Here is a 23234-nt window from a genome sequence, read left to right as displayed (position 1 = left end):
AGACGGATAGCTTCATAAACTTTTTGCCATTTCAAACGGAAAATGATGCTATTTAACCATGCTGAAAAGTACATTACAATCAACTTGTAAGCGCTTAACAAACAAGAGAGAAGGGATCAGCTTGTTCCAAAAAGATCATGTTTTCACACAAGTAAACGGACGATCAAAGAATGAGATTTTACAATACATTTCCGAGAAAGCTGAAGACCTTCAGATTACTAACAATCAGGCGGGGCTATTAGCAGATTTGTTGACACGCGAAGACGAAGTCTCAACAGGACTTCAGCAAGGCTTTGCCATTCCACATACAAAAAGCTCCGCTGTACAAACGGCTTCACTTCTTTTTTTAGAACTTGAACAACCCATTGAATGGGGAAGCTTCGATGATTTGCCCACAAGCTATTTATTTACACTGCTCGTTCCACTAGAAGAAGCAAATGTCACACACCTGAAATTACTGTCAGGTATTGCGACCAGTCTAATGGAACCTGCTTTTATCGAGAAGATTCAACCAGGTCAAACAGCTGATTACTATTACGAAGTCATTGAACAACAATTGAAAGAGGGGATTACACAATGAAAATTGTCGGTGTCACTTCATGTCCAGCAGGGTTAGCTCATACTCCAATGGCAGCCAAAGCGTTAGAAAATGCAGGTAAACAGCTCGGACACGAGATCAAAATCGAACAGCAGGGGATTATGGGTCAGGTCAACGGCATTACAGCAGAGGAAGCACAGCAGGCAGACCTCTGCATCATTGCCTCAAATCAGCATATCAACGATGCGGAACGCTTCTCAGGCATTCCCACTGTACGTGTCGAAATCGGACGTGCCCTAAAAAATGCCGAGCAAATTATCACTAAAGCTGTAGCACTTGTTGAAAAGAAAAAGTCTGAATCTCAATAAACATGAGCAATGCCATATAGAAAGGAGCAAAGAAAATGAAAGCAAAATTAAAAGTCATTGAAGGCCATCTCATGACCGGTATTTCTTATATTCTTCCTGTAATCATCGGTGCCTCACTTATCGTTGGTTTAGCAAAACTGGTCGGGTTAGGGTTTGGTGTTTCAGATTTAAACACCTATAAGGATGCTGGCGGCATACTGCACGGTGCCTATTTAATGGAGCAGGTCGGCTGGACAGGCATTGGCTTAATGAACGTTCTGCTCGCTGGATTTATCGCCTATTCGATTGCGGATAAATCAGGTCTTGCAGCCGGCTTTATCGGCGGTGCTCTCGCCAGCTCAACAAATGCTGGATTTATTGGTGCCGTCATTGCAGGCTTCTTCGCAGGATATGTTGCTCTTTTTGTGAAAAGAAAAATTCAAATTCAAGGCTCTGCAGCTGGGCTCGTCCCTCTGCTCATCCTGCCGCTTATTACCGTTGGCTTAACCGGACTTCTTATGTCAGTTCTTCTGGGCGGCCCATTAGGCGCTTTGAACACGGCATTAATTGAATGGATCAAAGGTATGGTCGCTGATGGAACAAGCACACTCGCACTCGCTCTCATTTTAGGTGCGATGATTGGCTTCGATCTTGGCGGACCGGTGAATAAATCAGCGTGGATGGCTGGTAACGCCCTCTTTCTATCAGGTGTCTACCTCCCTGCCATTCTCGTCAATATTGCGATTGTCATTCCACCGCTTGGATACGGGCTTGCGACATTGATTCGAAAACGCAACTTCTCACCAACCTTTAGAGAAGCAGGACGAGGCGGTCTTGTCATGGGCATTATCGGTATTACGGAAGGGGCGATCCCTTTTACCCTCGTCAATCCTTTGAAATTGATTCCGCTCAATGTTGTGGCATGTGCTGTTGGAAGCGGGGTCGCTGCATTATTAGGAGTTCATGACATCATGCCGCCAATTGGCGGGCTATACGGCTTCTTCTCAGTCGGAAACTGGTGGGCTTATTTAATCGGAGCTCTAACTGGCGCACTCGTCATCGGTATTGGCGCCAATCTGCTTGTGAATTTCTCTGAGAAAAAAGAGCCAAAAACGCCGGAACATGACCAAAAGCAGAAAGAAGAAGACGATTTTGACCTTGTACTAGAAGGATAATTTGAACGTAGAAAGGTGTCGTTGATCAATGACTGTCAATGTACATGTGATTCCACATACTCACTGGGACCGGGAATGGTATTTCACCACCTCCCGCTCCCGTATTTACTTAATGAAAAGCGTAATGGACATCTTAGATACCCTTGAAACAGATGAAAGGTTCCATTACTTCATGCTCGATGCCCAGGCTTCCTTATTAGATGATTATCTGAAATGGCGGCCAGAGGATGAAAATCGAATCAAAAAGCTTGTCACTGCGAAACGTCTCATCATCGGCCCATGGTATACCCAAACCGACCAGCTCGTCATTTCAGGTGAATCGATTGTGCGGAACCTACAATATGGGATTGAACGCTGTCAGCAGTTCGGCCACGTGATGAAAGTCGGCTATGTCCCTGATTCCTTCGGTCAATCCGCACAAATGCCTCAAATTTATCGCGGCTTCGGCATTGTCGATACGGCATTTTGGCGTGGCGTTTCTGACCATATGACGAACCATACCGAATTCAATTGGCGCGGTGCTGACGGCAGTGAAGTCTTTGCTGTGAATCTGCCATTCGGCTACTACTACGGTGGAAATATCCCTGAGAAGGATGAGGACTTACAAGCCTTTTTATCTGAAAAAATCGGTGCACTGCAAGCAAAGGCAACCACAAAGAATGTCTATTTCCCGAATGGCTTTGACCAAGCACCGATCCGCAAAAACCTGCCTGATTTATTAGAAAAAGCCAATGAACTTGACGAGCATCACTATCAAATCAGCAGTTTAGAAGATTATATTGCAGCAGTGAAAAAAGAGCGGACATCTTTTGAGACATTACACGGAGAGCTCATTCATGCGAAGCATATGCGGATTCATAAATCTATTTTTTCAACACGAGCGGATTTAAAAATCTTAAACAATCAAATTGAAAACTATCTCGTGAATGTGATGGAGCCCATCCTAACGATCAGCTATTCTCTCGGACACGACTATCCGCATGATACGGTTCGCGATATTTGGTACCTCATGTTTGAAAATGCAGCGCATGACAGCATTGGCGGCTGTAATAGTGACACGACAAACCAAGATGTCTTCTTCCGCTACAAACAGGCAAAGGAAATCGCCGAGAATCTTGTGGACTTACACATGCGTCTCATCGCTATTCGACTGCAAACAGAGCAAGAAATCACATTCACCTTGTTCAATACCCTGCCTTCAAAGCGTTCTGAAGTCATTGAAGTCGAAACCTTTATCACGGAACGTCCATTTACGTTAAAGGATGCAAATGGACAAACGCTTCAGTACACAGTGAAAAGCAAAACCGATGTCACAGATTATGTGCTGGCACAGCAAATTTCTCTTAACCCAAGTAAAGAAGTGTACATGCCAAAGCAAGTATGGAAAGCCGTGCTGCTGATTGAAGCCATCGACTTACCGTCAGTAGGCTATACACAAGTGAGCATGGTCTTTGATGAATCAAGCGAATCTCTATGGGAACAAACTGAAGGACGCGTAATTGAAAATACGTATTACCGCATAGCGGCAAATGACAACGGATCACTGGACATCACAGATAAACAAACTGGCCGGACATTCTCTAAGCAAATGATCTTTGAAGACAACGGAGACGATGGGGATTCTTACAACTATTCACCCCCGCGTGAGGACCTGTATGTGTCATCCAAGGATCTTTCATCAGCAGACATCTCAGTGGCTAAAAGCGGCCTGCAGCAAGAGCTGACCATCAAGCTTCAGCTCACTGTCCCTTACGACCTAGAGGAGCGCTCTAAGCAATTGGCTGCGACTTCACTTCCGATCACAGCGAAGATAGCATTAAACAAAGACGATGCTGTCATCCGTTTTCATGTAGATGTGGACAACCATGCGTTAGATCATCGCCTGCGCGTTCTTTTTGATACAGGCATCGCATCAAACGTATCACTGAGCGATCAACAGTTTGGTACAATCGAACGCCCAACAGAGCTGACGCAAGAGCTAGAATGGTGGAACAATGAACATTGGGAAGAAAAACCGATCACCATTGAACCGATGCAATCCTTTGTCGCACTTCGTGATGAAGCATATGGTGCCGCTCTGTTGACCGACTGCGTGAGAGAATATCAGATCACAGGGGAAGGCTATACAACGATTGCATATACGCTCTTCCGCTGTTTCGGAAAAATGGGGAAAGAAAACCTGCTTTACCGTCCAGGACGCGCATCTGGGGAAAAAATTGTTGATACACCTGACGCTCAGCTGCAAGGTGCATTGTCATTCTCATTTGGAATGCACTATAGCAAGGACGCAGTCAGCGAGGGACACTTAGCACAGCTTGCCAAACGGTACACCACCCCTGTTCAATGCTACGAGCGGGCAGACTTTTTAAACGGTCGTTTAATTTTCTCTTTCCGAGATGAAAAAGAAGACTTACAATCTACTTATAGCCTGCTTGACATTGAGACAGATGGAGCCATTCTAAGCGCTCTGAAAAAAGAAGAGCATGGAACAGGCATTGTCATTCGTCTCTTCAATCCATATTTAACGCGTCAAACAGCCGCTTCAATCAATAGTTCATCTCTACAACACGGAGAAACAACGAATTTAGGAGAAACACCTGAAGGACATATACTCAAAGCACAACATGGATCATTACACATTGAACCGCTTACACCTTGTCAGGTACAAACCTACATTGTAAAGAAAAAATGAACATGTAGGGGCGGGATCCATTGGATTCCGCCCCTCTTTAATGGAGGGCATTGATCATGCGAATTGGAGGCATTGAAGCAGGCGGAACAAAATTTGTCTGCGGCTACGGAACAACAGACGGAACGATTGAACACATGACTTCCTTTGCAACAGGAAATCCAGATGAAACATGCCGGCAAGTGATCGATTACTTTACAAAGCATCGTGTCGATGCCATTGGAATTGGGGCATTCGGGCCTGTCGATGTGAAAGAGCAAAGCCTAAGCTATGGGACGATTTTAGACACACCAAAAACAGCATGGCGCCAATTCCCTTTCCTCTCTACCTTAAAACAAGCCCTCGGGGTCCCGATGAAGCTTGATACCGATGTGAACTGTGCAGCACTCGGAGAAGCCCGTTTTTCAACTGAAGCAGAAAAGCCTGCCTCCTTGGTCTATATTACTGTTGGGACTGGAATAGGCGGCGGTGCCTATATTGAACATCGCCTGATTCACGGATTGCTGCATCCAGAAATGGGTCATATCACCGTTCAGCGGCATCCTCATGACACCTATGGAGGCTGCTGCCCTATACATCATGACTGTTTAGAGGGACTGGCATCTGGACCTGCCATAGAAGGACGCTATCATACACTGGCACAAATGCTGCCAGAGGATCATCCAGCCTGGTCACTTCATGCTTACTATCTCGGGCAAATGACTGCTAACCTGCTGCTCACCCTTTCACCAGAACGCATCATTCTAGGTGGAGGCGTAATGAAACAGCCGGCTATGCTGCCGCTTATTCTTGATGAAACAGACAAACGGCTTCACGGCTATTTGCAGCTGCCAAAGCCTTTACATGAAATTATCACAAAACCATCCTTTGATGGATTATCTGGTTTAATGGGCGCCATCGCTCTTGGAACTGATGCCTTACAGGCGCAAGGAGCCGCGCAATGATGATGACGGCAGATCCTCGAACCTATCAGCTGATTCAGCGGCTATTTGAAACGAAGGGGTTCGTGAAGCTGGAGGAGCTCACTGCCTCTTTTCGCTTATCTGACCGCTCTATCCGCAATTTAATCAAGGAAGCAAATGAGTATTTAAAGGAAACTGGAGCCATGATTAAAACGATTCGCGGGAAGGGATATACTCTTTTAACGAGTGACCAAGATGCTTTCTTACTTTGGCTTCATCAGCAAAAACTTCCTGCCCGCTCTCTTGTCCCCGTCATGCCAGAAGAGCGTGTACGATTTATGATGAGAAAGCTGCTGCTTCAATCAGATTACTTAAAAATTGACCAGCTGGCTGAAGAACTGTTTATCAGCCGCATGACGGTCAGCAGTGATTTAAAAAAAGGACGAGAGCTGTTAGCCCGTTACGGCATGACCCTTGTATCAAAGCCTGGATTTGGCTTAAAGATTGAAGGAGATGAGCTGCAAAAAAGAACGTGCTATGCAGACTTACTTCTTGAAGAAGAGCCTGCTCTCTCTCATATCACCGAGCGAGAACAGCTCCATTTTCCTGATATTTCTCTTGAAACCATTCGATCTATTGTGTTGACGAACCTGCATCAAGAGTCATTGCTCATTAAAGACATTGCCTTAAAAAATTTAGTCATTCACTTAGCCATTGCGATTCAGCAAACACGAAAAAACCAGCGGATATCCGCTAGTACTGCCCGTACACAAAGATCACCCGTTTTGATGAGAATTGCACAAAAAATCATACAGCAGGTGAGTGACACTTTTTGTGTGACCTTATCAGAGGATGAAACAGATTACTTAGTCATGCATCTATTGGCGAATCAAACGTGGAAAGAAGCCGCCCAGCATCAGACGACAGTGGAAGTTCAGCAGGCGGTTACAGTCTTTCTACAGCACATTGAGAAAATAAGCGGTCATCGTTTTGCTGATGACAGCATCCTGCAGCAAGACTTGATGCTTCATATGAAGCCGTTATTAAATCGCATCCAATATGGCGTATCATTACAAAATCCGCTTTTGCATGAGATCAAAACGTCCTATCCATACCCGTTTGATTTGGCTGTCAGCGGGCTGAATGCCTTACAGCTGGTGCGGACGCCAAATGAAGATGAAGCGGCATATGTTGCCTTGCATATCGCTGCTTCATTTGAAAGAAGTCAGCTCGATACCTCGCAAAAAAAGAAAGCGATTATCGTGTGCGGATCTGGTTTAGGGACGGCAAGACTGCTTGAAATTAAATTGAAGACAGCCTTTCAGCACGAGCTTGACATTGTTGAGCTCTATTCCTATCAGGATTATCTCATGAGCTCCTCTTTGCCGTGTGACGTCATCATCACAACCGTGCCTCTCACATCAAAGGGGAAACCAGTCATTCAGGTCAGCGCCTTTTTTGAACATCATGATATACAGCGTGTAAATGAAGTCATTCATTTATTAAATGGACACGGGGCACCCTCAAAAGAGCTGATGGCGTTTTTTCAAGAGCGATTGACTTTCATGAATGCTGATCTAAGCAGCAAGGAGGAGGTATTAGATATACTATGCAGCCGTTTAGAGGCGCATCAGCTAGTATCGTCTTCTTTTCGGCCCTCGGTGCTTGAGCGGGAGCAAATGTCGTCTACCTATCTTGGCAGCGGCATTGCCATGCCGCACCCGCTCATCACAAATGAAGGCACCTCCTCTGTAGCCATCGCACATTTAAAACAGCCGATTGACTGGCAGGGAGACCAAGTATCACTTGTCTTTTTATTAGCGATTCATAAGGATGACGCTGCCTGCATGAACCAATTCTTTGAACAGGCCGTCGATTTACTAGACAATCCAGACCGCATTCGCGCCCTCAAGCAAGCCAACACTTTTGATGAGCTGATGGATGCGTTGTTTCAATAATATCAAACAAAAGGCCGCCCAATTCATGAGGCGGCCTTTTTATTTAGATATACATCATCAATCGTAGATGACATTTTTTCCTTCTTCACTTAATTTTTTTAAGGAGCTCAGCATATGATTGATTTCTTCATCGGAATGTCTTTCCCAAGAACCTAATTCTGCGACTATTTTCAACGGAGATTTCGATCGATAAGAACGTGTTGGGTTGCCGGGAAATCTTTTATCAGTCACATTTGGATCATTTTCAAACTCGCCTAACGGTTCTACAACATAAATTCTTTCTTTCGCATCAGACCTAGCTAATTCAGCACCCCATTTGGCCGCGTTTAGTGTTCCGGTGAAATAAATATGGTTCGATTTTTTATCCTGATAATTGGATAAATGCAGCGGTTCAAGCAGATCTCCAATCTTCAATTCCGCTTTTGTCCCATGAAAAAATGGCCCGAGATCTAACACCTTTTGCTTGTCATTCATACAGCCACACCCCTCATCGTTTTTGACTTGCGTATAACAGTATACGGCTAGATATGGGCGAGAAACAGTCTATAAATTTCAATAAATTCGGGGTATAATGATAGTAGAGAGTAAGATGTGTAAGCTCCAGCAAGTTGAAAAAACAGCAAGAATACATACAAATCAGTCTTCTTGAAAGAGATAAAAAGCTGTTAGAGGCCATAAGAAAAACTGCAACGGAACAGGATGAAAAGGAAAGAAAAAATTGGTGGCAGTTTGGGAAATAGCGTATTGATGCCTAGGAAGAAGATCTGATCAGGATTGAAGAAGATGAAGATAAAGTAGCCAATGAGACGTTTGAGGTCTTGGCATGCTGGCATCAATAATTATATAATTAACTAAATTTTACTTCGGAGGTGATTTTTGTATGTCTATTCAAGTGGATGATGATGATGTTTTAGAGATGTGTAATATATATGCTCAAGAAACTCATCATAGAGAAGCATTGATTTTAGGAAACAGGAAGGGTTTATTGGAATTAAAAAATGCGATAGATCAGGCTTTAAAAACTGGTAGTGCTGTTGCAAATTTATACCCATCTGATTTTGAAGGATATGAAACTTGTATTGCTTTAGTAGATGATGAAAATCAGTTTGAGAAGTTGATGACTCCTTATGTAGAGCAATATGTACAAGATGATGATGCAATTGATCCAATTGAAATTATTAAAGATTACGATGCTAAAAAAGAAAAGCCCTTATAAAAGGGCTTTTCTTTTTTAGTGGAGTATTGTTCTACCTTTTACAGCTTTGTGTTTACTTGGTACTGATGCTCTAAGAGCATGGTGTATTTGAATTTTTGGAGCTACATGAAAATGCCAGTACCAGTTTGATGATCCTGGTTTTAGTGGTATGACTCCGTTATCAACTGCAAATACTCGTATTTTCTTTTTTCCTTTTTTATGGAACACTTTTACGAGACTCTCGACTTTTCCTTTTCTATTTTTTACATACCAATCGATATGATAGTTCTTCCCAAAACCTTTTATTCTGTTCTTCAAATACTTCAGTGCAACTTTTGCGCCTTTTGATCTTATGGCCCACAAAGCAACTCTTCCTACGGTCATTGCGATTGGTACGAAGAATATTGGTAGTGCTTGTGTTGTGATTTCACTCTGACTACTTTTGGAATCAAGTTGTTTCATTCGGTTTTCTAAAGCTAAAAATTCTTCATTGTTGAAATATTGGTCTATCACTTTATTTTGTTCTGACTCTGACATGCTTTCAAATTCTTTTTCTGTAAATGGAAGGTTTTCTATGTATTCTCCCATTTTCATTTCAAGTTCGTCTAATTCTTTGGTAATTTGTTCATTTTGTAGAACTGTTGGTGTTACTAATGCTTCTAATTCTTGTGAATTGATAAAGTGTGTTTCTGCTGATGCTTCTGATGAAAATGGAGTCCATATTGATATGACAAGAGCTAGGGTAATTAGGGTTAAAAGTGTTTTTTTGAACATCTTATTTATATTTCCTCCTTTTGCATTAAATTCCAAAATCAAGGTTATCAAATTAAAATGAGTGTATCAATGGATTTAAGATAGATTTAAGAAAATTCCTTTTTTGGTTGCGGTGTCCGCAATCATTTTTTAGAACTTCGTTTTGGTGAAAATTTCTGTGGTAGACAAATGACACAAGCCGAAATGCATATGTTCCTAAACAATGGGGCAAGATATTCCCACCACAATCTAAAGAAGCCCCAACTAAAAATATCGTCACTACAATAGCAAAAAAACTTGCTGTTCAGGCTCTTCGCAAGTCAGGCACATATCTAGAAAAATCCTTATCGAAAGTAATAGGCAAGAAATATGCAAAGAAAGCGACATCAGGTTTTTACAAAGTAGCAGATTATATCGAAAAAGTTCAAAATGCACATAAAAAAGAATAGCCGCAATTTTTATACAAACTGGCTAAACAGCGAAATGGATTGTGATATTCTTCGGATTATAAAAGAAAACAGTTTATTAGGCTGTTACAATCTAGCTATCATGTTAGAACAACTCGAACAATATGATCTTTCCAATAAAATGAACGAAAAAAGCCAGCCACCCGCATAAGGTGATTGGCTTTTTTATCGTTATTTCCCGATGTTGTCTCCATTTTGCTGAATCAAGGTTTCATACCAATAAGAGCTCTTTTTGCGAATTCTTTTAAGGTCTTTTAGGTCAAATTCGTCGCGATTGACGTAGATGAACCCGTAGCGCTTGGAGCATCCTTGATGTGTGCTGATTAAGTCGATGGCTGACCACGGGCAGTATCCGAATACCTCGACGCCGTCTGTGATTGCCCATTTGATTTGCTCGATATGTTTTTCTAAATAATCAATTCGATAATCATCCTGAATTGATCCATCTTCTTCTAACTTGTCGAATGCACCCAATCCGTTTTCCGTGATAATAAGCGGCAGCTGATAGCGGTCATAAATCTCGCGCATCGTTGAACGGAAGCCGACAGGGTCAATCTCCCAGCCAAACGCATTTTTGCTTAAGAATGGGTTGTTGCCGCCTTTGTAGACGCCATCTTCACCGGATTTCAAATGCTGATCTCCACCGCGTGCAAATTCGTCGTTGCCATCTCCTTTACTCGCTTCAACCGTTTGTGAGGTGTAGTAGTTAAAGGCAATGAAGTCTGGCTTCGCGCTTTTCAAAATATCCATATCTCCCTCTTCGATGACAGGAAGAATGTCTTTTTCTTTCATGTACGCCCAAGCCAGGTTGTTATAACGCCCGAACACCGCCATATCAAGATAAAGCCAGTTGCGGATCGCATTGTAATTCGCCGCAGCAAGCACATCTTCAGGCTTTGGAGAAGCCGGATAAATGAGCGCAATGTTTGGCGCTGGTCCAATTTTCGCTTCAGGCAGCATTTGGTGACAAAGCGTCATCGCTTTTGCCTGTGCAACGAGCATATGATGATTCTGCTGGTACAGTTCTTTTTTCGGATTTTCTAAATTTGGATCAAGTGTACCGAGCGCTGATCCATGTAAGATCATCATGTTTTGTTCATTAATGGTCAGCCAATATTTCACCTTCTGACCATACTCCTTGAATAGCACCTCTGCATAGCGTTCAAACGCATCCACTGTCCCGCGGTTAGACCATCCTCCCTTTACTTGAAGTGCATGAGGCAGGTCAAAATGATACATTGTCACGATTGGTTCAATGTCATAGCGGCGCAATTCATCGATGAGAGAATGATAGAATTCAATCCCCTTTTGATTGATTTCCCCATCTCCATCTGGAATGATCCGTGTCCACGCAATGGAAAAGCGATAAGCCTTCAAGCCCATTTCTGCAAACATCTTCACATCCTCTTTATAACGGTGATAGTGATCGCTTGCGACTTTAAAATCCGTTGTCCCTTCAGGATAACTTGCTCTCATGTCAATGACAGAAGGCCCCTTGCCATCCTCGTTCCACGCACCCTCTACCTGATAGGCGGAAGTAGATCCGCCCCAGAAAAAGTCTTTTGGAAATGATGCTAGTGTTGAATATCTCATGATTTCTTCCTCCTTTTGATTAAACTAGATGTAAAAATGATTGGCCTGGTGTGATTTGTTTCTCTTCCGTTTCAATGATATCGCTAAACTCACCTGAATTGGTAATAATGACAGGTGTTGTGACTGACAGGCCTGAAGCTTGGATGGCTTCTATGTCAAACTCAGCAAGCAGTTCGCCTTCTGTGATGGTTTGCCCCTGAGCAACCTTCGGGGTAAAATGCTTTCCGCCTAATTGTACGGTATCCAGTCCGATGTGAATGAGTACCTCTGCTCCGCTTTCTGAGGTTAGACCATACGCATGTCCAGTTGGGAACACCGTTGTTACAACTCCTGATACTGGTGCAAACAGCTTTCCTTCTGATGGAATGATGGCTGCGCCCTTTCCTAGTGCACCAGATGAGAATGCCTTATCCTGCACTTCCTCCAGCTTGATGACCTCGCCCTTTAAAGGACTTTTCACATGAGCGGCTTTGACCCCATGTTCGTTTTCAATTACCGGAGCAGAAGCGGCTGCCGGCGTTGCATCTTCATCTACTGGATCTTTAAATCCAATCAAATAAGTTAAGATGATCGAAAGGACGAACGAGACCGAGATACCGATGATGAACCCTGTAAATCCTTGACCGTAGAAAATCGGCAGTGTCAGTAAACTTGGAAGGCCTGACGCAATTGCAATACTTTGTGAATAACCGATAATCGCACCGCCGACCCCAGCAGAGATAACGGCTGCAATAAATGGTTTTTTCAAACGAAGTGTGACCCCGTATACAGCTGGCTCTGTGATCCCAAACACAGCAGAAACTGCTGTCGATCCAGCCAATGATTTCAGTTTTTTATTCTTTGTTTTCAGCATAACACCGATGGAAGCACCGGCTTGTGAGAATACAGCTGGCGCAGTGGCCGGCTTGATATGATCTTTCCCATGAACTGCGATATTATTTAAAATCACTGGCACAAGTCCCCAATGGATACCGAAGATGACAAGAATCTGCCAAGCCATCGCAATTAAAGCACCTGCAAGTGTAGGACTAAAGGAGAATACTTTCAGCAAAACAGCTGCAATGCCATTCCCTGCATACACACCAAATGGTCCGAATACGATGAGTGTCAGCGGAACAACCGTGACAAGTAAAATGAGTGGCGTAATAAAGTTTTTGACACTTTCATGAATGACTTTGTTAAAGAAACGTTCGATATATCCCATGACAAACACTGCCAAAATGATTGGGATGACCGTAGATGTATAAGACATTAAGACGACTGGTATCCCGAAGAATGTCACATCTCCGCCGCCTTTTGACAATTCTTGAATGGTTGGGTAAATCAGTGCACCTGCTATCGTCACAGCGACAAACGGATTCGCTTTAAACTTCCTAGCAGAAGTGAATGCGAGCAATAATGGCAGGAAGTAGAACAAGCTGTCAGATGCAGCAAATAAAATTTGATACGATGTATCTTCAGGAGATAACCATTTCGCGTTGATACAGATGCCTAATAGACCTTTTAAAATACCTGCACCCGCCATGACACCGAGAAGTGGTGTGAAAATCCCCGATACAATGTCGACGAATTTCCCGAAAAGGCTTGTGCTCTCTTCACCTGATTTTGCAGATGAAGCAGTGGAATCCTCTAATAGATTCGTAAACTCTCCAATTTCTCGATAAACCTCTGGTACGGTATTGCCAATGACCACTTGAAATTGGCCGCCGCTTTCCATAACGGTAACGACGCCATTTAATTTTTCAATGGCCGCTTTATCCGCTTTTGATCTGTCATTTAGTGTGAAGCGAAGCCTTGTGGCACAATGCACCAATGAATGGACGTTTTTCTCTGTACCAATGTGTTTAATAATGTCTTCTGCTAATTGACGATAACTCATGCAAAAACCCCCTTTTTTTCAAAAAAATACGTTTTTGGGCAAAATAAAAACCTAAACGGGCACCAAAAATAGTCGCAGCTTGCTGTTGCGCTTTTTCAGTGAACGTTTAGGTTTTGCCTGCCGAACAGTCACAATCCTCTAAGACGATCATTGTGAAACCGTATTCTTTTATGTTTATGAGCAAATAGTACCACTCACCTTTTCTCATGTCAACGCTTTCTTTTAAAATCTATCTTTATTTTTCTCGTTTGATCAGTCGATTCAAATGAATGGATAGATACAGCATCTCCTCTGATGTGAGATCTCGGTGATAGGTTTGATAGACATATTCTGCGATTTTCTTTGCGCAATCGTATGCTTTCGGATATTTCACTTTGATCAGTTGATATAAATCTTGATCTTCACTGACAAGGAGTGTTTCGTTAATTAGACGCTGGACGAAAAAGCGCAAATGCGTGAGAAATCGATAAAAGTTGAGTGAGTCTTCATCAAATTCCATGTTGAGATGATATTTCACAATGGTGAGAATGGCATTGACTTCCTTTGTGATATTGACCGTCGTATTCATATCCTCATTGAGCTCTGCGTTAATGATATGCATCGCAATAAAGCCTGCTTCATCCTCCGGCAGTTCAATATGAAGACGCTCTTCAATCATCTCAAGACAGTCCTTTGCCACAAGAAATTCATCTTTGTATAAGCGTTTAATCTCCCAAATAAGCGAATTCTCAATCAAATGATTTTTCTTCAGCCGTTCGATGGCGTAATGAATATGGTCTGCCAGCGATACATGCAGACTTTCGTTTAATCTTCGGTTCAGCTTTGTATGTGCATATTGGATCATTTCTTCGGTCACCTTGACCACATCATACGGAACCTCTTGAAGCAGCATTTTCATCCGCTCGTGAACGGAATGATCCTCCAGGCGGAAGACTTTATCAATCAACGATTCGTCCACCGGGTCCCCGGGACGTCGCTGGAAAGCGATGCCTCTGCCCATGACAACGATTTCTTTTCCATGTTCATCTATGACACTAATGACATTATTGTTTAGAACCTTTTGAATCTGCATTTCCAAACACCTCCGTCTATGACCAACAACTTTACTCAAAATATGCTCTCATCTTAACACAACTGTCAAATCACTTGGCGTTTTTATCTGACTTTTGCAATAGATTTCACCATGATTCTACCCTTTCATAGCTGGTCTGATCCTTCAATTGCCTGCATACAATACTCCTGAGGAGGTGACCTTCTGTGAAGGCTTTTTTCTGGTCTGCATCATTTTTATTCTTGCTCATGTTCACCCTCATCATTCTAGGCATCGTGTTCTGGCTGAGTGGACAAGGCTTAGGCCAGCTTTGGAGATATGTGCTCATTTCACTTGTCACAGCGGCGGTTTTGCGCGGCGTCACCACTTGGCTGAAACGGCATGTGATGCACCTTTCATCCAAATAAAAACGGCTGCCCCGAGTGTTCAGGCAGCCGTTTCTTTATTCTTTGGTTGCTGCAGCTTCTTTCTGAGAAGCACGCAGCTCATCATTGATTTTTTTCGCATCCTCTAAAAACTCTGTTTCATATCCACTTTTGAGTGCCCACATATAAAATAGCAGAGCTACCACTGTAATCAGTGCCATGTCCCAGCCATAATGAATGATGTTATAACCGCCGAATTTGTCACTGCCAAGGCAGGAAATCGTCATCATCACAAGCAGGTACACAACCATCCAAGCACCCGCCTTAAAGTTGCGGCCGAAGCCTTTCCACTTCGCTTTTGCTTGATAGTAAAAATAGATAGGTAGACCGATGAGAATAATGAACAGCACCTGACCTGTTAACGGCCATCTTGCCCAATACAGTGTCAATGAGGCAAAGACAAAACCGAGAGGAGCAATGATGCTGAGTCCTTTTATTCGAAGCGGACGATATAAATCTGTCCCTGTCTTTCTCAGTGTCATGACGGTCACTGGTCCAGTCAAATAAGAAATGAGTGTAGCGACAGAGATAATTTCTGCAAGTACACCCCAGCCTCTAAATAAAAACAGAAAGATAAACGATACGGCTAAGTTAAAAAACATTGCTGGACGAGGCACGCCGTAAATAGGGTGCAGACGGCCAAGCACACTTGGCATGTATTTGTTTTTTTCCATTCCATAAATCATCCGAGACGTCGTTGCAGTATACGTAATTCCTGTACCAGAAGGTGACACAAACGCATCCGCATATAAAATCAAAACAAGCCAGTTAATCCCAAGCGCAATGGCAAGGTCCGCAAATGGCGAGTTGAAATTCAAATGACCCCATCCGTTCACAATCATAGATGGATCAACAGCACCGATAAAGGCGACTTGTAAAAGGACATAAATCACAGTTGCAATGAAAATCGATCCGACAATGGCAATTGGAATCGACCGGCCTGGATTTTTTGCCTCACCGGCCATATTAATCGGGCTTTGGAAGCCATTGAAGGCAAACACAATCCCAGATGTCGCAACCGCTGTCAGCACACTCGCCCAGCCGTTAGGGGCAATACTTGTTCCAGAAGTAAAATTCTCACTATGAAAACCTACGAATAAGAGCGCACCAATTGTTAATCCTGGAATGACAATTTTAAACACGGTAATGAATGTATTTGCTTTTGAAAATAACCCAACTGTCCAATAATTAAGCAGAAAGTAAATCACAAGAAGCACACTGGCAACCATAAGACCTTCTGTCGTCAATACCCCTTTGGTGACCAAATGAGATGTCCACTTTGCCCATTCCCAAGGCCAAGAGCTCATGTACTGGACGGAAGCAACCGCCTCAACTGGTATCACGGAGACAATGGCGATCCAGTTCGCCCAAGCTGCAATAAACCCAATAAAAGATCCGTGTGAATATTGCGTATATTTGACCATTCCGCCTGCCTCAGGAAACATCGATCCGAGTTCACTATAAGACAAAGCGATAAATAAAATCACAACCATCCCAATCAACCAGGATAAAATAGCAGCAGGACCGGCGATTTGAGCTGCACGCCAAGCACCGAAGAGCCATCCTGAACCAATGATTGAGCCAAGACCTACCATCATTAAAGCGAAAGTTCCCATCCTACGATGCAAATGATTCATGTTCATAACACCTTTCGATTAAAATACAGAGCATGTGTCAAGCAAGCGTCTTTCTTTCAAAGCAGCTCACTTTTCATTTCACTGGAAAATATTTCTTCTATTGAACCTTTACCTTTGTTCATTTTTTCGCCTGTTATATTATCTCTCAATTCTTCATTTTCTGAAATAGTCGAACATGCTTATTTCAAAAGAAAGCGTCTTTTTCACCTGTTCAATCTATTAGACTGAATAACTACCTTTACCCTTATTTTGAAAAAAACAAAACAAAAAAGATAGAGGAAATGACTTCCTCTATCTTCTAATCCCCGTCATGTATAGAAAAAAAGGATAGAGGGGATTCCCTCTATCCTTGTGAAATCGCTTGTTCTTTTTCAATGACAGCTAGTCTTTCTTGTACTTCTTCTTCAGATAAATTGTGTTGTTTCACATACAGGTTCCGTTCGCTTGTGCGGCATTCATGACTGCAGCTGCGCATATACTTATGCTCACTCTCTTCAGTGGCAATCATCTTACGGTTACATGCAGGGTTCGCACAGTTCACATAACGCTCGCAAGGCTCACCAGTGAAGAAATCTTTTCCGACAACCACATGCTCTGTTTGATTCACTGGTACTGTTAAGCGATTATCAAACACATAGCATTGACCGTCCCATAGCTTCCCTTGCACTTCTGGGTCTTTTCCGTAAGTAACAATTCCGCCGTCAAGCTGAGAGACATCTTCAAAGCCTTCACGCTTTAACCAGCCTGAGAATTTCTCACAGCGTACACCGCCTGTGCAATAAGTCAGGATTTTTTTCCCTTCAAGAATCTCTTTATTGTCACGAATCCACTCAGGTAATTCACGGAATGTCTCAATATCAGGACGGACTGCCCCTCTAAAGTGACCAACATCAAACTCGTAATCATTACGTGCATCAATCACAACCGTATCAGGTGATTGCATTTGCTCGTAAAATTCGACCGGGCTAAGATGTTTCCCCGTTAATTCTAACGGATTCACGTCATCCTCAAGGCTGAGGTTCACGAGTTCCTTCCGGTGGCGGACGTGCATTTTCTTAAACGCATGTCCATCTGCTTCGTCAATTTTGATCGGCATAGACGCAAAGCGCGGATCTTCTTTTAACGCTTGCATGTACTTGTCCGTTTGCTCAATGGTTCCAGAAACCGTTCCGTTCAAGCCTTCTGCTGATACAAGGATACGGCCTAACAAACCAAGCTCCTTACAGAATGCTAAATGCTCTGCTGTAAACGTCTCTGGGTCCTCAATGGGGACATATTGATAGTAAAGTAAAACGCGATATTGTTTTTCCATCTATATAAACACCTCTTAAATTTAATCAAAACATACCATTCTTTATCATACAGGAAATACATACCTAAAGGCAATGTCGGCGGCTCAATTCCATAAAACGGAAGGGCCTTTCTTCTCATATATTCGATTGTTTGATTGGAGACTATGTAAAGAAAAGATTATCGACGCCATTCAAATCATTGAGGCCTTTCAACATCAAAAAACTGCACAAAAAAAGCACAGGCATCGCACCTGTGCTTTTCTTTCGATTAAAAATCAAAGTTATCTGGATCTGGACCTGTGCGCTCATCTTCATTGAGCTGATCAATGACACCCATCTCACGTGCGGACAGCTCGAAATCGAAGACTTGTGTGTTTTCGATGATTCGGCTCTTTGTCACAGATTTTGGAATGGTGATAATGCCATGCTGCAAGTCCCAGCGAAGGATCACTTGCGCTACTGACTTGTCATGTTTTTTCGCGATATCCTGAAGAACAGGATGGTTTAGAAGCTTCCCGCTTCCTAATGGCGACCACGCCTCAACATGAATACCTTTCGATTTGCAGTAGTCTCGTAAAGGCTCCTGCGTCAGCTTCGGATGCAGCTCGATTTGATTCACCATTGGCACAACTTCTGCCTCTTCCAATAAATCCTCTAAATGATGCTGATGGAAATTACACACTCCGATCGCTCGAACGCGTCCATCCTTATATAGTTTCTCTAGCGCTTTCCATGTTTCTTTATATTTGCCTTCAACAGGCCAATGAATTAAATAAAGGTCTAATACATCTAGCCCCAGCTTGTTCATACTTGTTTCAAAGGCTTCGAGTGTTGATTCATAGCCTTGATCATTATTCCAAACCTTTGTCGTAATGAATAGATCATCGCGAGAGATGCCTGATTGCTGAATGGCTTTGCCTACCCCTTCTTCATTTTGATAGGCGGCTGCTGTATCAATGCTGCGGTAGCCCGCTTCAAGAGCGTCTTTGACGGCATTTACAGCCTCATCCCCATCTTTTACCTGCCATACACCAAAGCCTAGCTTCGGCATTTTTACTCCGTTTGCTAATGTGACTGTATCTGTTAATCCACTCATCAAACAAACCTCCGCTTCCTTTTTACTTACCAAGCACTATACCCGAATTTTCGATTGATCATGCATGACATTCTGGCTGAGCTATTTGATATATTTTCCCATATCAACTTGATTGGCGTCAACGATTTGATATTCGCTGATCCGATTTTTTGTTTTAGAACCATCATATGTTTCTAAATAAGCTTGATCGTAAAAGATGAATCCGTATGTCGCTTTGCCATCCTCTAACACCCTGATCCAATAAGACTCTTTTGTGTCTTTTTTAGAGTCATTCACCTTCTTTAATTTCATACCCGAAAATTCCTTCAGCAGCTTTTGAATATCCTCTTTCTTTTCAACCATAACACGCTCATTATCATGCTCAATTTGAATCGAAGTCACCTTGTTCTGATCAATTGAGGCCACATCATCAAAAGAGTATGTTTTTGCATTGATTAGAAAATAAATACCAATTCCTAATAAAATAATGACGACTAAACCAATCATCCACTTTTTCAACCTAACTCCCCCTTCTATTCACACCACACCTATAAAAACAGTGAAGTCCAATCATCCTCCTCAGAAAATACCTGAATTCCGTGCTGTTTAAGCAAGGCGGATGTCACTCCATCTCCAGCTTTTGTCCCCCCGTTAAAATCTCCGCGATAAATCATCCGGCTGCCGCAGGAAGGGCTGTACTCTTTTAACACAACCGCCGTCGCTTTCAGAGACTGAACCTGTTCCAGCGCGGCCTTCGCGCCTTTTACATACATCTCCGTGACATCATTTCCATGTACATCGATCACAGAGGCGAGGCCCTGTAATACATCATGTCCGTCTCCGCCAATGATTTCTGCGGGAGGCCTTGGCGTGGAAAGGCCGCCAAGCAGCTCAGGACAAACTGTGACCGCTTTTCCCTCCTGAACAAGCTCCTCAATTCGCTGATCTAATCGATGGCTGCCATTATAACGAACCTTCAACCCAGCAAGACAAGCACTGACGACAATCATGTATGTTCCTCACTTTTTTTGCTGACTTTAAAATAAATACATACAGGCAAGAAACATATCGTATTCACCAAAAAGGGCAGAGCACAATACAAAGCAGCAGCCCAAATTGGTTCTCCAGGTCCTGCAATACCAAAAAAATAAACAAATAATAGCACGCTGACAAACAATCCCACAAATGGCATGATGAATGCGTATTTTTTATAATTTTCTATCATTTCTTTCTCCAATAAGGCTCCCTCCCTTTCATCATGGCTAAGAACAATGTCAATATATGTTAATTTTACCATAAAAAACCGAAACCATCATCTCCCTTTGTGCGATGGTTTCGGTTTTTTAACTATATCTTTTCTTTCCAAGCCTTTAAGAAACGCTCAATCACTTGTAATTCATCTTCATGAAACTGGTGGAGAAATTCTAAATAGGACGTGACTGCTTTATCATGTAGTTCATCATGCAGCGCCGCCAATTGCTTGCCTTCCTCTGTCAAAGAATAATAGACAGATTTCTTATCACCTTGCCGGTGGCAATAGTCCACCATGCCTTTTTCAATTAGTTTTTTCACAGCCTTTGTAATAGCTGGCTTTGATAGTTTTAACTGTTGAGATAGAAATGTATTGTTTGATTCGTTTGGATTGGCTTGAATCATCGATAAAATGTGAAGCTGTGTGAGTGTCCATTCTTGTTTGAGTGTATCAGTCGTGGTAATCAGTGGATCTGTTGGATCATTCCGTCTCTTTTCCCTATGCATAATCAGATCTTGAATCGCTTTTAATACAATCTGCTCTTTTGTTTCCATCTGAACCTCCACTCTTAACTGGTTAATAAAATGGTACTAATAATGAAGAAAGGAGTCAAAAGAAATGTCGATGTGAGTAAAATAATAGGACATCAGACCTGAAAATTGCATATGCACTTTTTTACTAGATTCTCCTCATCCTGTCACATGCTATAATCATGGGGATGTCATCCAATTTATCATAATGAAAAGGTGATCTAAATGAATCCTGAACAACAAATGGCCATTCACCAGTTAGAAGAAAAGATACATCTGTTTTCCTCTGCTGTGAACGGAGCCTTCCTTGCATCGGACGATTTCGTTCTATCAAATACTCATATATCGACTGACACGTTCAATTTGCTCTTACCAACATCAGCTCAAATCCAAGATCCAAATAAAGTGAAAGCAGCCATTGAACACATGCGGTCACAGAAACTCATCTTCAGCACATGGGTCGATCACCGTTTACTCCATCCTGATTGGGCTGATTTATTAAAGGAATATCAGCTTCAAGAGGTCGAACGCAATACCATCATGATGCTTGAGCATACAGGTGACATTGATCCAGTCACATCCTCATCACTTACAATCAAGGAAGTACTTGATGAGCAGACACTATTTGATTACAAACATATCTTTATTGAACTATTCAAAGGATCGACTGAGGCCGCCGCCTTAGAAGACTATTTCCAGCGTTTTTCGATTGAAGCATTGCACTCAAAAGCTCGCATGTTCGTGGGGTATGAACACCACAAGCCGGTCACAACAGGCTTATTATTCGAGACAAACGCCAGCTACGGTATTTACGATGTCATGACAAGGGCAGAACACCGCGGCAAAGGACTTGGCAGTGAAATGTTCCATTATCTTCTGACCCAGACAGAGAATAAACAAAAGTGTGTCATCCTACAAGCTTCAGCTGACGGCAAAAACATTTATCAACGTGCCGGCTTCCAACCAATCGGCGAAATGGCCGTCTTTGAATAGAAAGGTACTTTCCCTTTTAAATGAACATAAAAAAGCTGCCTAAAGATAGGCAGCTATTCAGCATGATGCTGACGATCCATAGAAAGCGGCGGTCTCTTCAGCGAAATCACCGCACAGCTAAAGGCAATCAGTACAAACACAGCACCGAATTTAGCCAGATCAACAGATGAACCGGTCATCGTAAACATGACTCCGCCAACCGCTGATCCAATCGAAATGCCGATTTGCAATGCCGAAGTATTTAAACTTTGCTGAATATCAGACGTAACAGGATCTGTTTGAATCAAATAACTCTGCAAAGCAGGCGTCAGTGCCCAGCTGAGCGCACCCCAAAGGACAACCATCACCATAAAGAGCGCGAACACCCCCGCTGTATAAGGAATGGTAAACATGACAACCGCAAACGCGATTGTCACAAGCAAAATGGCTTTCCCTGAACCCAGTTTGTCACTCAGCCAGCCGCCAAATCCATTCCCGCCTATCGACGCAAGTCCGAAGATTAAATAACAAATACTAATCCAAAACGGGGTCATATGCAGAACTTCCATCAGAAATGGAGTGAAATAAGAATAAAGCATATAATGGCCTGCAAGCATAAACAAACTGATCAAGTGTGCACTAAAAATTTTCGGATGTCCTAAAGAACGAATCTGCTCTTTAAGAGGCGTCACTTTTTCAACAGGCATTTTTTCCAATAGAAAATAGATCAGCACCATCGATATGGCAGAAAGAATACTGATTCCTAAAAACATCACTCTCCAGCCAAAGCTCTCTGTAATAAAAATACCGATCGGTACACCGAGAACAAGTGAGGAGCTAATTCCTATAAAGATCAGCCCTAAAGCCTTCGCACGATGCGCTGGTTCCACTAATTTGGCGGTAATCGTCAAAGATAGCACCACAACAAGCGCTGTACTCATCGCAATCAACACCCTTGATATCATGACAAGGGCAAAGGTCGAACTAAAATAAGTGAACACATTCCCTAATGTAAACACCAATAAAGCGATTAAATAAAGGCGCTTTCGTTCGATTTTGGCTGTAGCGGTCAGCAGCACGGGTGCTGAAATGGCATACACAATCGCAAATACCGTAATGAGCTGTCCGGCTGTTGCAAGTGACACATTCAAATCCTCTGCAAGACTTGGCAGAATGCCCCCGACCACAAGCTCAACTAATCCAACCGCAAAAGTAGAAACGGCTAATAAATATACTCTCCAGTTCATGTCTAACATCCCTTCTGTATATCATCGCTTTCACTTTTGATACAGGGTGCAGACAAACAAAAAAACCCTGATTACAAAAAAGGAAAGCGCGCTTTTGTAATCAGGATTTATCGGATCCTGGTAGAAACCCTCAAACCATATTATTGAGGTTATACAAGTCTATTTTTTTCTTCAAATATATTAGCATAGCCTTACATAACTCGCAAGCTGTAAAAATAGAAAAATACTGCCATTCTGTTACCTAAACAAAAGGCGCC

Annotated in this window: 22 protein-coding genes and 1 riboswitch; of the genes, 9 read left to right on the top strand and 13 right to left on the bottom strand. The window is 42.6% G+C overall.

Annotated elements, in window-relative coordinates:
* The first annotated feature begins 58 nt into the window (after positions 1-58).
* Genes H7F25_RS18965 through H7F25_RS18940 form a run of 6 tightly spaced genes read left to right on the top strand, consistent with a single transcriptional unit; the run spans position 59 to position 7609 of the window.
* Positions 59-580: a PTS sugar transporter subunit IIA gene (locus H7F25_RS18965; protein ID WP_226340863.1), complete on the top strand. Its 522-nt coding sequence runs from the start codon at positions 59-61 to the stop codon at positions 578-580.
* The gene (locus H7F25_RS18960; protein ID WP_024424400.1) at positions 577-906 is read left to right on the top strand and encodes a PTS fructose transporter subunit IIB; all 330 of its coding nucleotides are present in this window, start codon (positions 577-579) and stop codon (positions 904-906) included. Before H7F25_RS18965 ends, H7F25_RS18960 begins: the two co-directional genes overlap by 4 nt.
* A gap of 35 nt (positions 907-941) precedes the next feature.
* Positions 942-2060 (top strand): PTS fructose transporter subunit IIC, encoded by a 1119-nt coding sequence (locus tag H7F25_RS18955; RefSeq protein ID WP_024424401.1) that lies wholly within the window; start codon positions 942-944, stop codon positions 2058-2060.
* Positions 2061-2088: 28 nt separating this feature from the next.
* Positions 2089-4752 (top strand): mannosylglycerate hydrolase, encoded by a 2664-nt coding sequence (mngB, locus tag H7F25_RS18950; protein WP_185854055.1) that lies wholly within the window; start codon positions 2089-2091, stop codon positions 4750-4752.
* Positions 4753-4808: 56 nt separating this feature from the next.
* Positions 4809-5693 carry an ROK family protein gene (locus H7F25_RS18945; RefSeq protein WP_185854054.1) on the top strand — a complete coding sequence of 295 codons (885 nt, stop codon included), beginning with the start codon at positions 4809-4811 and terminating at the stop codon, positions 5691-5693.
* Positions 5690-7609 (top strand): BglG family transcription antiterminator, encoded by a 1920-nt coding sequence (locus H7F25_RS18940; RefSeq protein WP_122631548.1) that lies wholly within the window; start codon positions 5690-5692, stop codon positions 7607-7609. Before H7F25_RS18945 ends, H7F25_RS18940 begins: the two co-directional genes overlap by 4 nt.
* Positions 7610-7666: 57 nt before the next feature.
* On the opposite strand, the gene arr is transcribed toward H7F25_RS18940, so the two are convergent.
* A complete protein-coding gene (gene arr, locus H7F25_RS18935; RefSeq protein WP_122631549.1) occupies positions 7667-8083 on the bottom strand; it encodes an NAD(+)--rifampin ADP-ribosyltransferase in 417 nt (138 codons plus the stop codon).
* Positions 8084-8489: 406 nt separating this feature from the next.
* On the opposite strand from arr, the gene H7F25_RS18930 reads away from it, so the two are divergent.
* Positions 8490-8825 (top strand): hypothetical protein, encoded by a 336-nt coding sequence (locus H7F25_RS18930; RefSeq protein ID WP_024424405.1) that lies wholly within the window; start codon positions 8490-8492, stop codon positions 8823-8825.
* 15 nt (positions 8826-8840) lie between these two features.
* Here H7F25_RS18930 and H7F25_RS18925 read toward each other — a convergent pair whose 3' ends face one another.
* The 4 genes from H7F25_RS18925 to licT all read right to left on the bottom strand — a co-directional run bounded on the left by H7F25_RS18925 (position 8841) and on the right by licT (position 14568).
* Positions 8841-9578 carry a hypothetical protein gene (locus tag H7F25_RS18925; RefSeq protein ID WP_103132631.1) on the bottom strand — a complete coding sequence of 246 codons (738 nt, stop codon included), beginning with the start codon at positions 9576-9578 and terminating at the stop codon, positions 8841-8843.
* Positions 9579-10195: 617 nt separating this feature from the next.
* Positions 10196-11617: a glycoside hydrolase family 1 protein gene (locus H7F25_RS18920; protein WP_041106167.1), complete on the bottom strand. Its 1422-nt coding sequence runs from the start codon at positions 11615-11617 to the stop codon at positions 10196-10198.
* A 19-nt stretch (positions 11618-11636) separates the two neighbouring features.
* Complete coding sequence (locus tag H7F25_RS18915) at positions 11637-13496, bottom strand: beta-glucoside-specific PTS transporter subunit IIABC (protein WP_044333459.1); 1860 nt, start codon at positions 13494-13496, stop codon at positions 11637-11639.
* Between the two features lie 235 nt (positions 13497-13731).
* Positions 13732-14568: a BglG family transcription antiterminator LicT gene (licT, locus tag H7F25_RS18910; RefSeq protein WP_024424409.1), complete on the bottom strand. Its 837-nt coding sequence runs from the start codon at positions 14566-14568 to the stop codon at positions 13732-13734.
* 185 nt (positions 14569-14753) lie between these two features.
* Here licT and H7F25_RS18905 point away from each other — a divergent pair, with 185 nt between their 5' ends.
* Positions 14754-14954 (top strand): hypothetical protein, encoded by a 201-nt coding sequence (locus H7F25_RS18905; RefSeq protein ID WP_024424410.1) that lies wholly within the window; start codon positions 14754-14756, stop codon positions 14952-14954.
* 35 nt (positions 14955-14989) lie between these two features.
* Here H7F25_RS18905 and H7F25_RS18900 read toward each other — a convergent pair whose 3' ends face one another.
* From H7F25_RS18900 to H7F25_RS18870, 7 genes are all read right to left on the bottom strand, one after another.
* The gene (locus tag H7F25_RS18900; protein ID WP_034283122.1) at positions 14990-16609 is read right to left on the bottom strand and encodes a glutamate/serine transporter AimA; all 1620 of its coding nucleotides are present in this window, start codon (positions 16607-16609) and stop codon (positions 14990-14992) included.
* 343 nt (positions 16610-16952) lie between these two features.
* A complete protein-coding gene (locus H7F25_RS18895) occupies positions 16953-17921 on the bottom strand; it encodes an oxygen-dependent tRNA uridine(34) hydroxylase TrhO (protein WP_024424412.1) in 969 nt (322 codons plus the stop codon).
* A gap of 248 nt (positions 17922-18169) precedes the next feature.
* A complete protein-coding gene (locus H7F25_RS18890; RefSeq protein WP_034283114.1) occupies positions 18170-18997 on the bottom strand; it encodes an aldo/keto reductase in 828 nt (275 codons plus the stop codon).
* 81 nt (positions 18998-19078) lie between these two features.
* A complete protein-coding gene (locus H7F25_RS18885; RefSeq protein ID WP_185854053.1) occupies positions 19079-19495 on the bottom strand; it encodes a DUF5301 domain-containing protein in 417 nt (138 codons plus the stop codon).
* A 29-nt stretch (positions 19496-19524) separates the two neighbouring features.
* On the bottom strand, positions 19525-19986 hold the full coding sequence (locus H7F25_RS18880) for a 2-thiouracil desulfurase family protein (RefSeq protein WP_125587564.1): 462 nt from the start codon (positions 19984-19986) through the stop codon (positions 19525-19527).
* Positions 19983-20213 carry a hypothetical protein gene (locus H7F25_RS18875; RefSeq protein ID WP_029706600.1) on the bottom strand — a complete coding sequence of 77 codons (231 nt, stop codon included), beginning with the start codon at positions 20211-20213 and terminating at the stop codon, positions 19983-19985. Before H7F25_RS18875 ends, H7F25_RS18880 begins: the two co-directional genes overlap by 4 nt.
* Before the next feature lie 110 nt (positions 20214-20323).
* The gene (locus tag H7F25_RS18870; RefSeq protein WP_024424416.1) at positions 20324-20782 is read right to left on the bottom strand and encodes a MarR family transcriptional regulator; all 459 of its coding nucleotides are present in this window, start codon (positions 20780-20782) and stop codon (positions 20324-20326) included.
* 201 nt (positions 20783-20983) lie between these two features.
* Between H7F25_RS18870 and H7F25_RS18865 the strand changes: the two genes are divergently transcribed.
* Positions 20984-21751, top strand: a complete 768-nt coding sequence (locus H7F25_RS18865) for a GNAT family N-acetyltransferase (RefSeq protein WP_185854052.1) — start codon at positions 20984-20986, stop codon at positions 21749-21751.
* 53 nt (positions 21752-21804) lie between these two features.
* Here H7F25_RS18865 and H7F25_RS18860 read toward each other — a convergent pair whose 3' ends face one another.
* Complete coding sequence (locus H7F25_RS18860; RefSeq protein WP_185854051.1) at positions 21805-22977, bottom strand: MFS transporter; 1173 nt, start codon at positions 22975-22977, stop codon at positions 21805-21807.
* Between the two features lie 77 nt (positions 22978-23054).
* Positions 23055-23154: riboswitch (purine riboswitch) on the bottom strand.
* Positions 23155-23234 lie beyond the last annotated feature (80 nt).

It is taken from the genome of Bacillus sp. PAMC28571 (assembly GCF_014250435.1).
Classification (GTDB): domain Bacteria; phylum Bacillota; class Bacilli; order Bacillales; family Bacillaceae; genus Bacillus; species Bacillus safensis.
The sequence above is the reverse complement of the archived record's forward strand: the minus strand, read 5'-3'. Positions and strand labels throughout refer to the sequence as shown.

Excerpts from the sequence above, each read along its gene's own strand:
- H7F25_RS18965 (WP_226340863.1), top strand. The coding sequence starts at position 59 with ATGCTGAAAAGTACATTACAATCAACTTGTAAGCGCTTAACAAACAAG.
- H7F25_RS18960 (WP_024424400.1), top strand. The coding sequence starts at position 577 with ATGAAAATTGTCGGTGTCACTTCATGTCCAGCAGGGTTAGCTCATACT.
- H7F25_RS18955 (WP_024424401.1), top strand. The coding sequence starts at position 942 with ATGAAAGCAAAATTAAAAGTCATTGAAGGCCATCTCATGACCGGTATT.
- mngB (WP_185854055.1), top strand. The coding sequence starts at position 2,089 with ATGACTGTCAATGTACATGTGATTCCACATACTCACTGGGACCGGGAA.
- H7F25_RS18945 (WP_185854054.1), top strand. The coding sequence starts at position 4,809 with ATGCGAATTGGAGGCATTGAAGCAGGCGGAACAAAATTTGTCTGCGGC.
- H7F25_RS18940 (WP_122631548.1), top strand. The coding sequence starts at position 5,690 with ATGATGATGACGGCAGATCCTCGAACCTATCAGCTGATTCAGCGGCTA.
- arr (WP_122631549.1), bottom strand. The coding sequence starts at position 8,083 with ATGAATGACAAGCAAAAGGTGTTAGATCTCGGGCCATTTTTTCATGGG.
- H7F25_RS18930 (WP_024424405.1), top strand. The coding sequence starts at position 8,490 with ATGTCTATTCAAGTGGATGATGATGATGTTTTAGAGATGTGTAATATA.
- H7F25_RS18925 (WP_103132631.1), bottom strand. The coding sequence starts at position 9,578 with ATGTTCAAAAAAACACTTTTAACCCTAATTACCCTAGCTCTTGTCATA.
- H7F25_RS18920 (WP_041106167.1), bottom strand. The coding sequence starts at position 11,617 with ATGAGATATTCAACACTAGCATCATTTCCAAAAGACTTTTTCTGGGGC.
- H7F25_RS18915 (WP_044333459.1), bottom strand. The coding sequence starts at position 13,496 with ATGAGTTATCGTCAATTAGCAGAAGACATTATTAAACACATTGGTACA.
- licT (WP_024424409.1), bottom strand. The coding sequence starts at position 14,568 with ATGCAGATTCAAAAGGTTCTAAACAATAATGTCATTAGTGTCATAGAT.
- H7F25_RS18900 (WP_034283122.1), bottom strand. The coding sequence starts at position 16,609 with ATGAATCATTTGCATCGTAGGATGGGAACTTTCGCTTTAATGATGGTA.
- H7F25_RS18895 (WP_024424412.1), bottom strand. The coding sequence starts at position 17,921 with ATGGAAAAACAATATCGCGTTTTACTTTACTATCAATATGTCCCCATT.
- H7F25_RS18890 (WP_034283114.1), bottom strand. The coding sequence starts at position 18,997 with ATGAGTGGATTAACAGATACAGTCACATTAGCAAACGGAGTAAAAATG.
- H7F25_RS18880 (WP_125587564.1), bottom strand. The coding sequence starts at position 19,986 with ATGATTGTCGTCAGTGCTTGTCTTGCTGGGTTGAAGGTTCGTTATAAT.
- H7F25_RS18870 (WP_024424416.1), bottom strand. The coding sequence starts at position 20,782 with ATGGAAACAAAAGAGCAGATTGTATTAAAAGCGATTCAAGATCTGATT.
- H7F25_RS18865 (WP_185854052.1), top strand. The coding sequence starts at position 20,984 with ATGAATCCTGAACAACAAATGGCCATTCACCAGTTAGAAGAAAAGATA.
- H7F25_RS18860 (WP_185854051.1), bottom strand. The coding sequence starts at position 22,977 with ATGAACTGGAGAGTATATTTATTAGCCGTTTCTACTTTTGCGGTTGGA.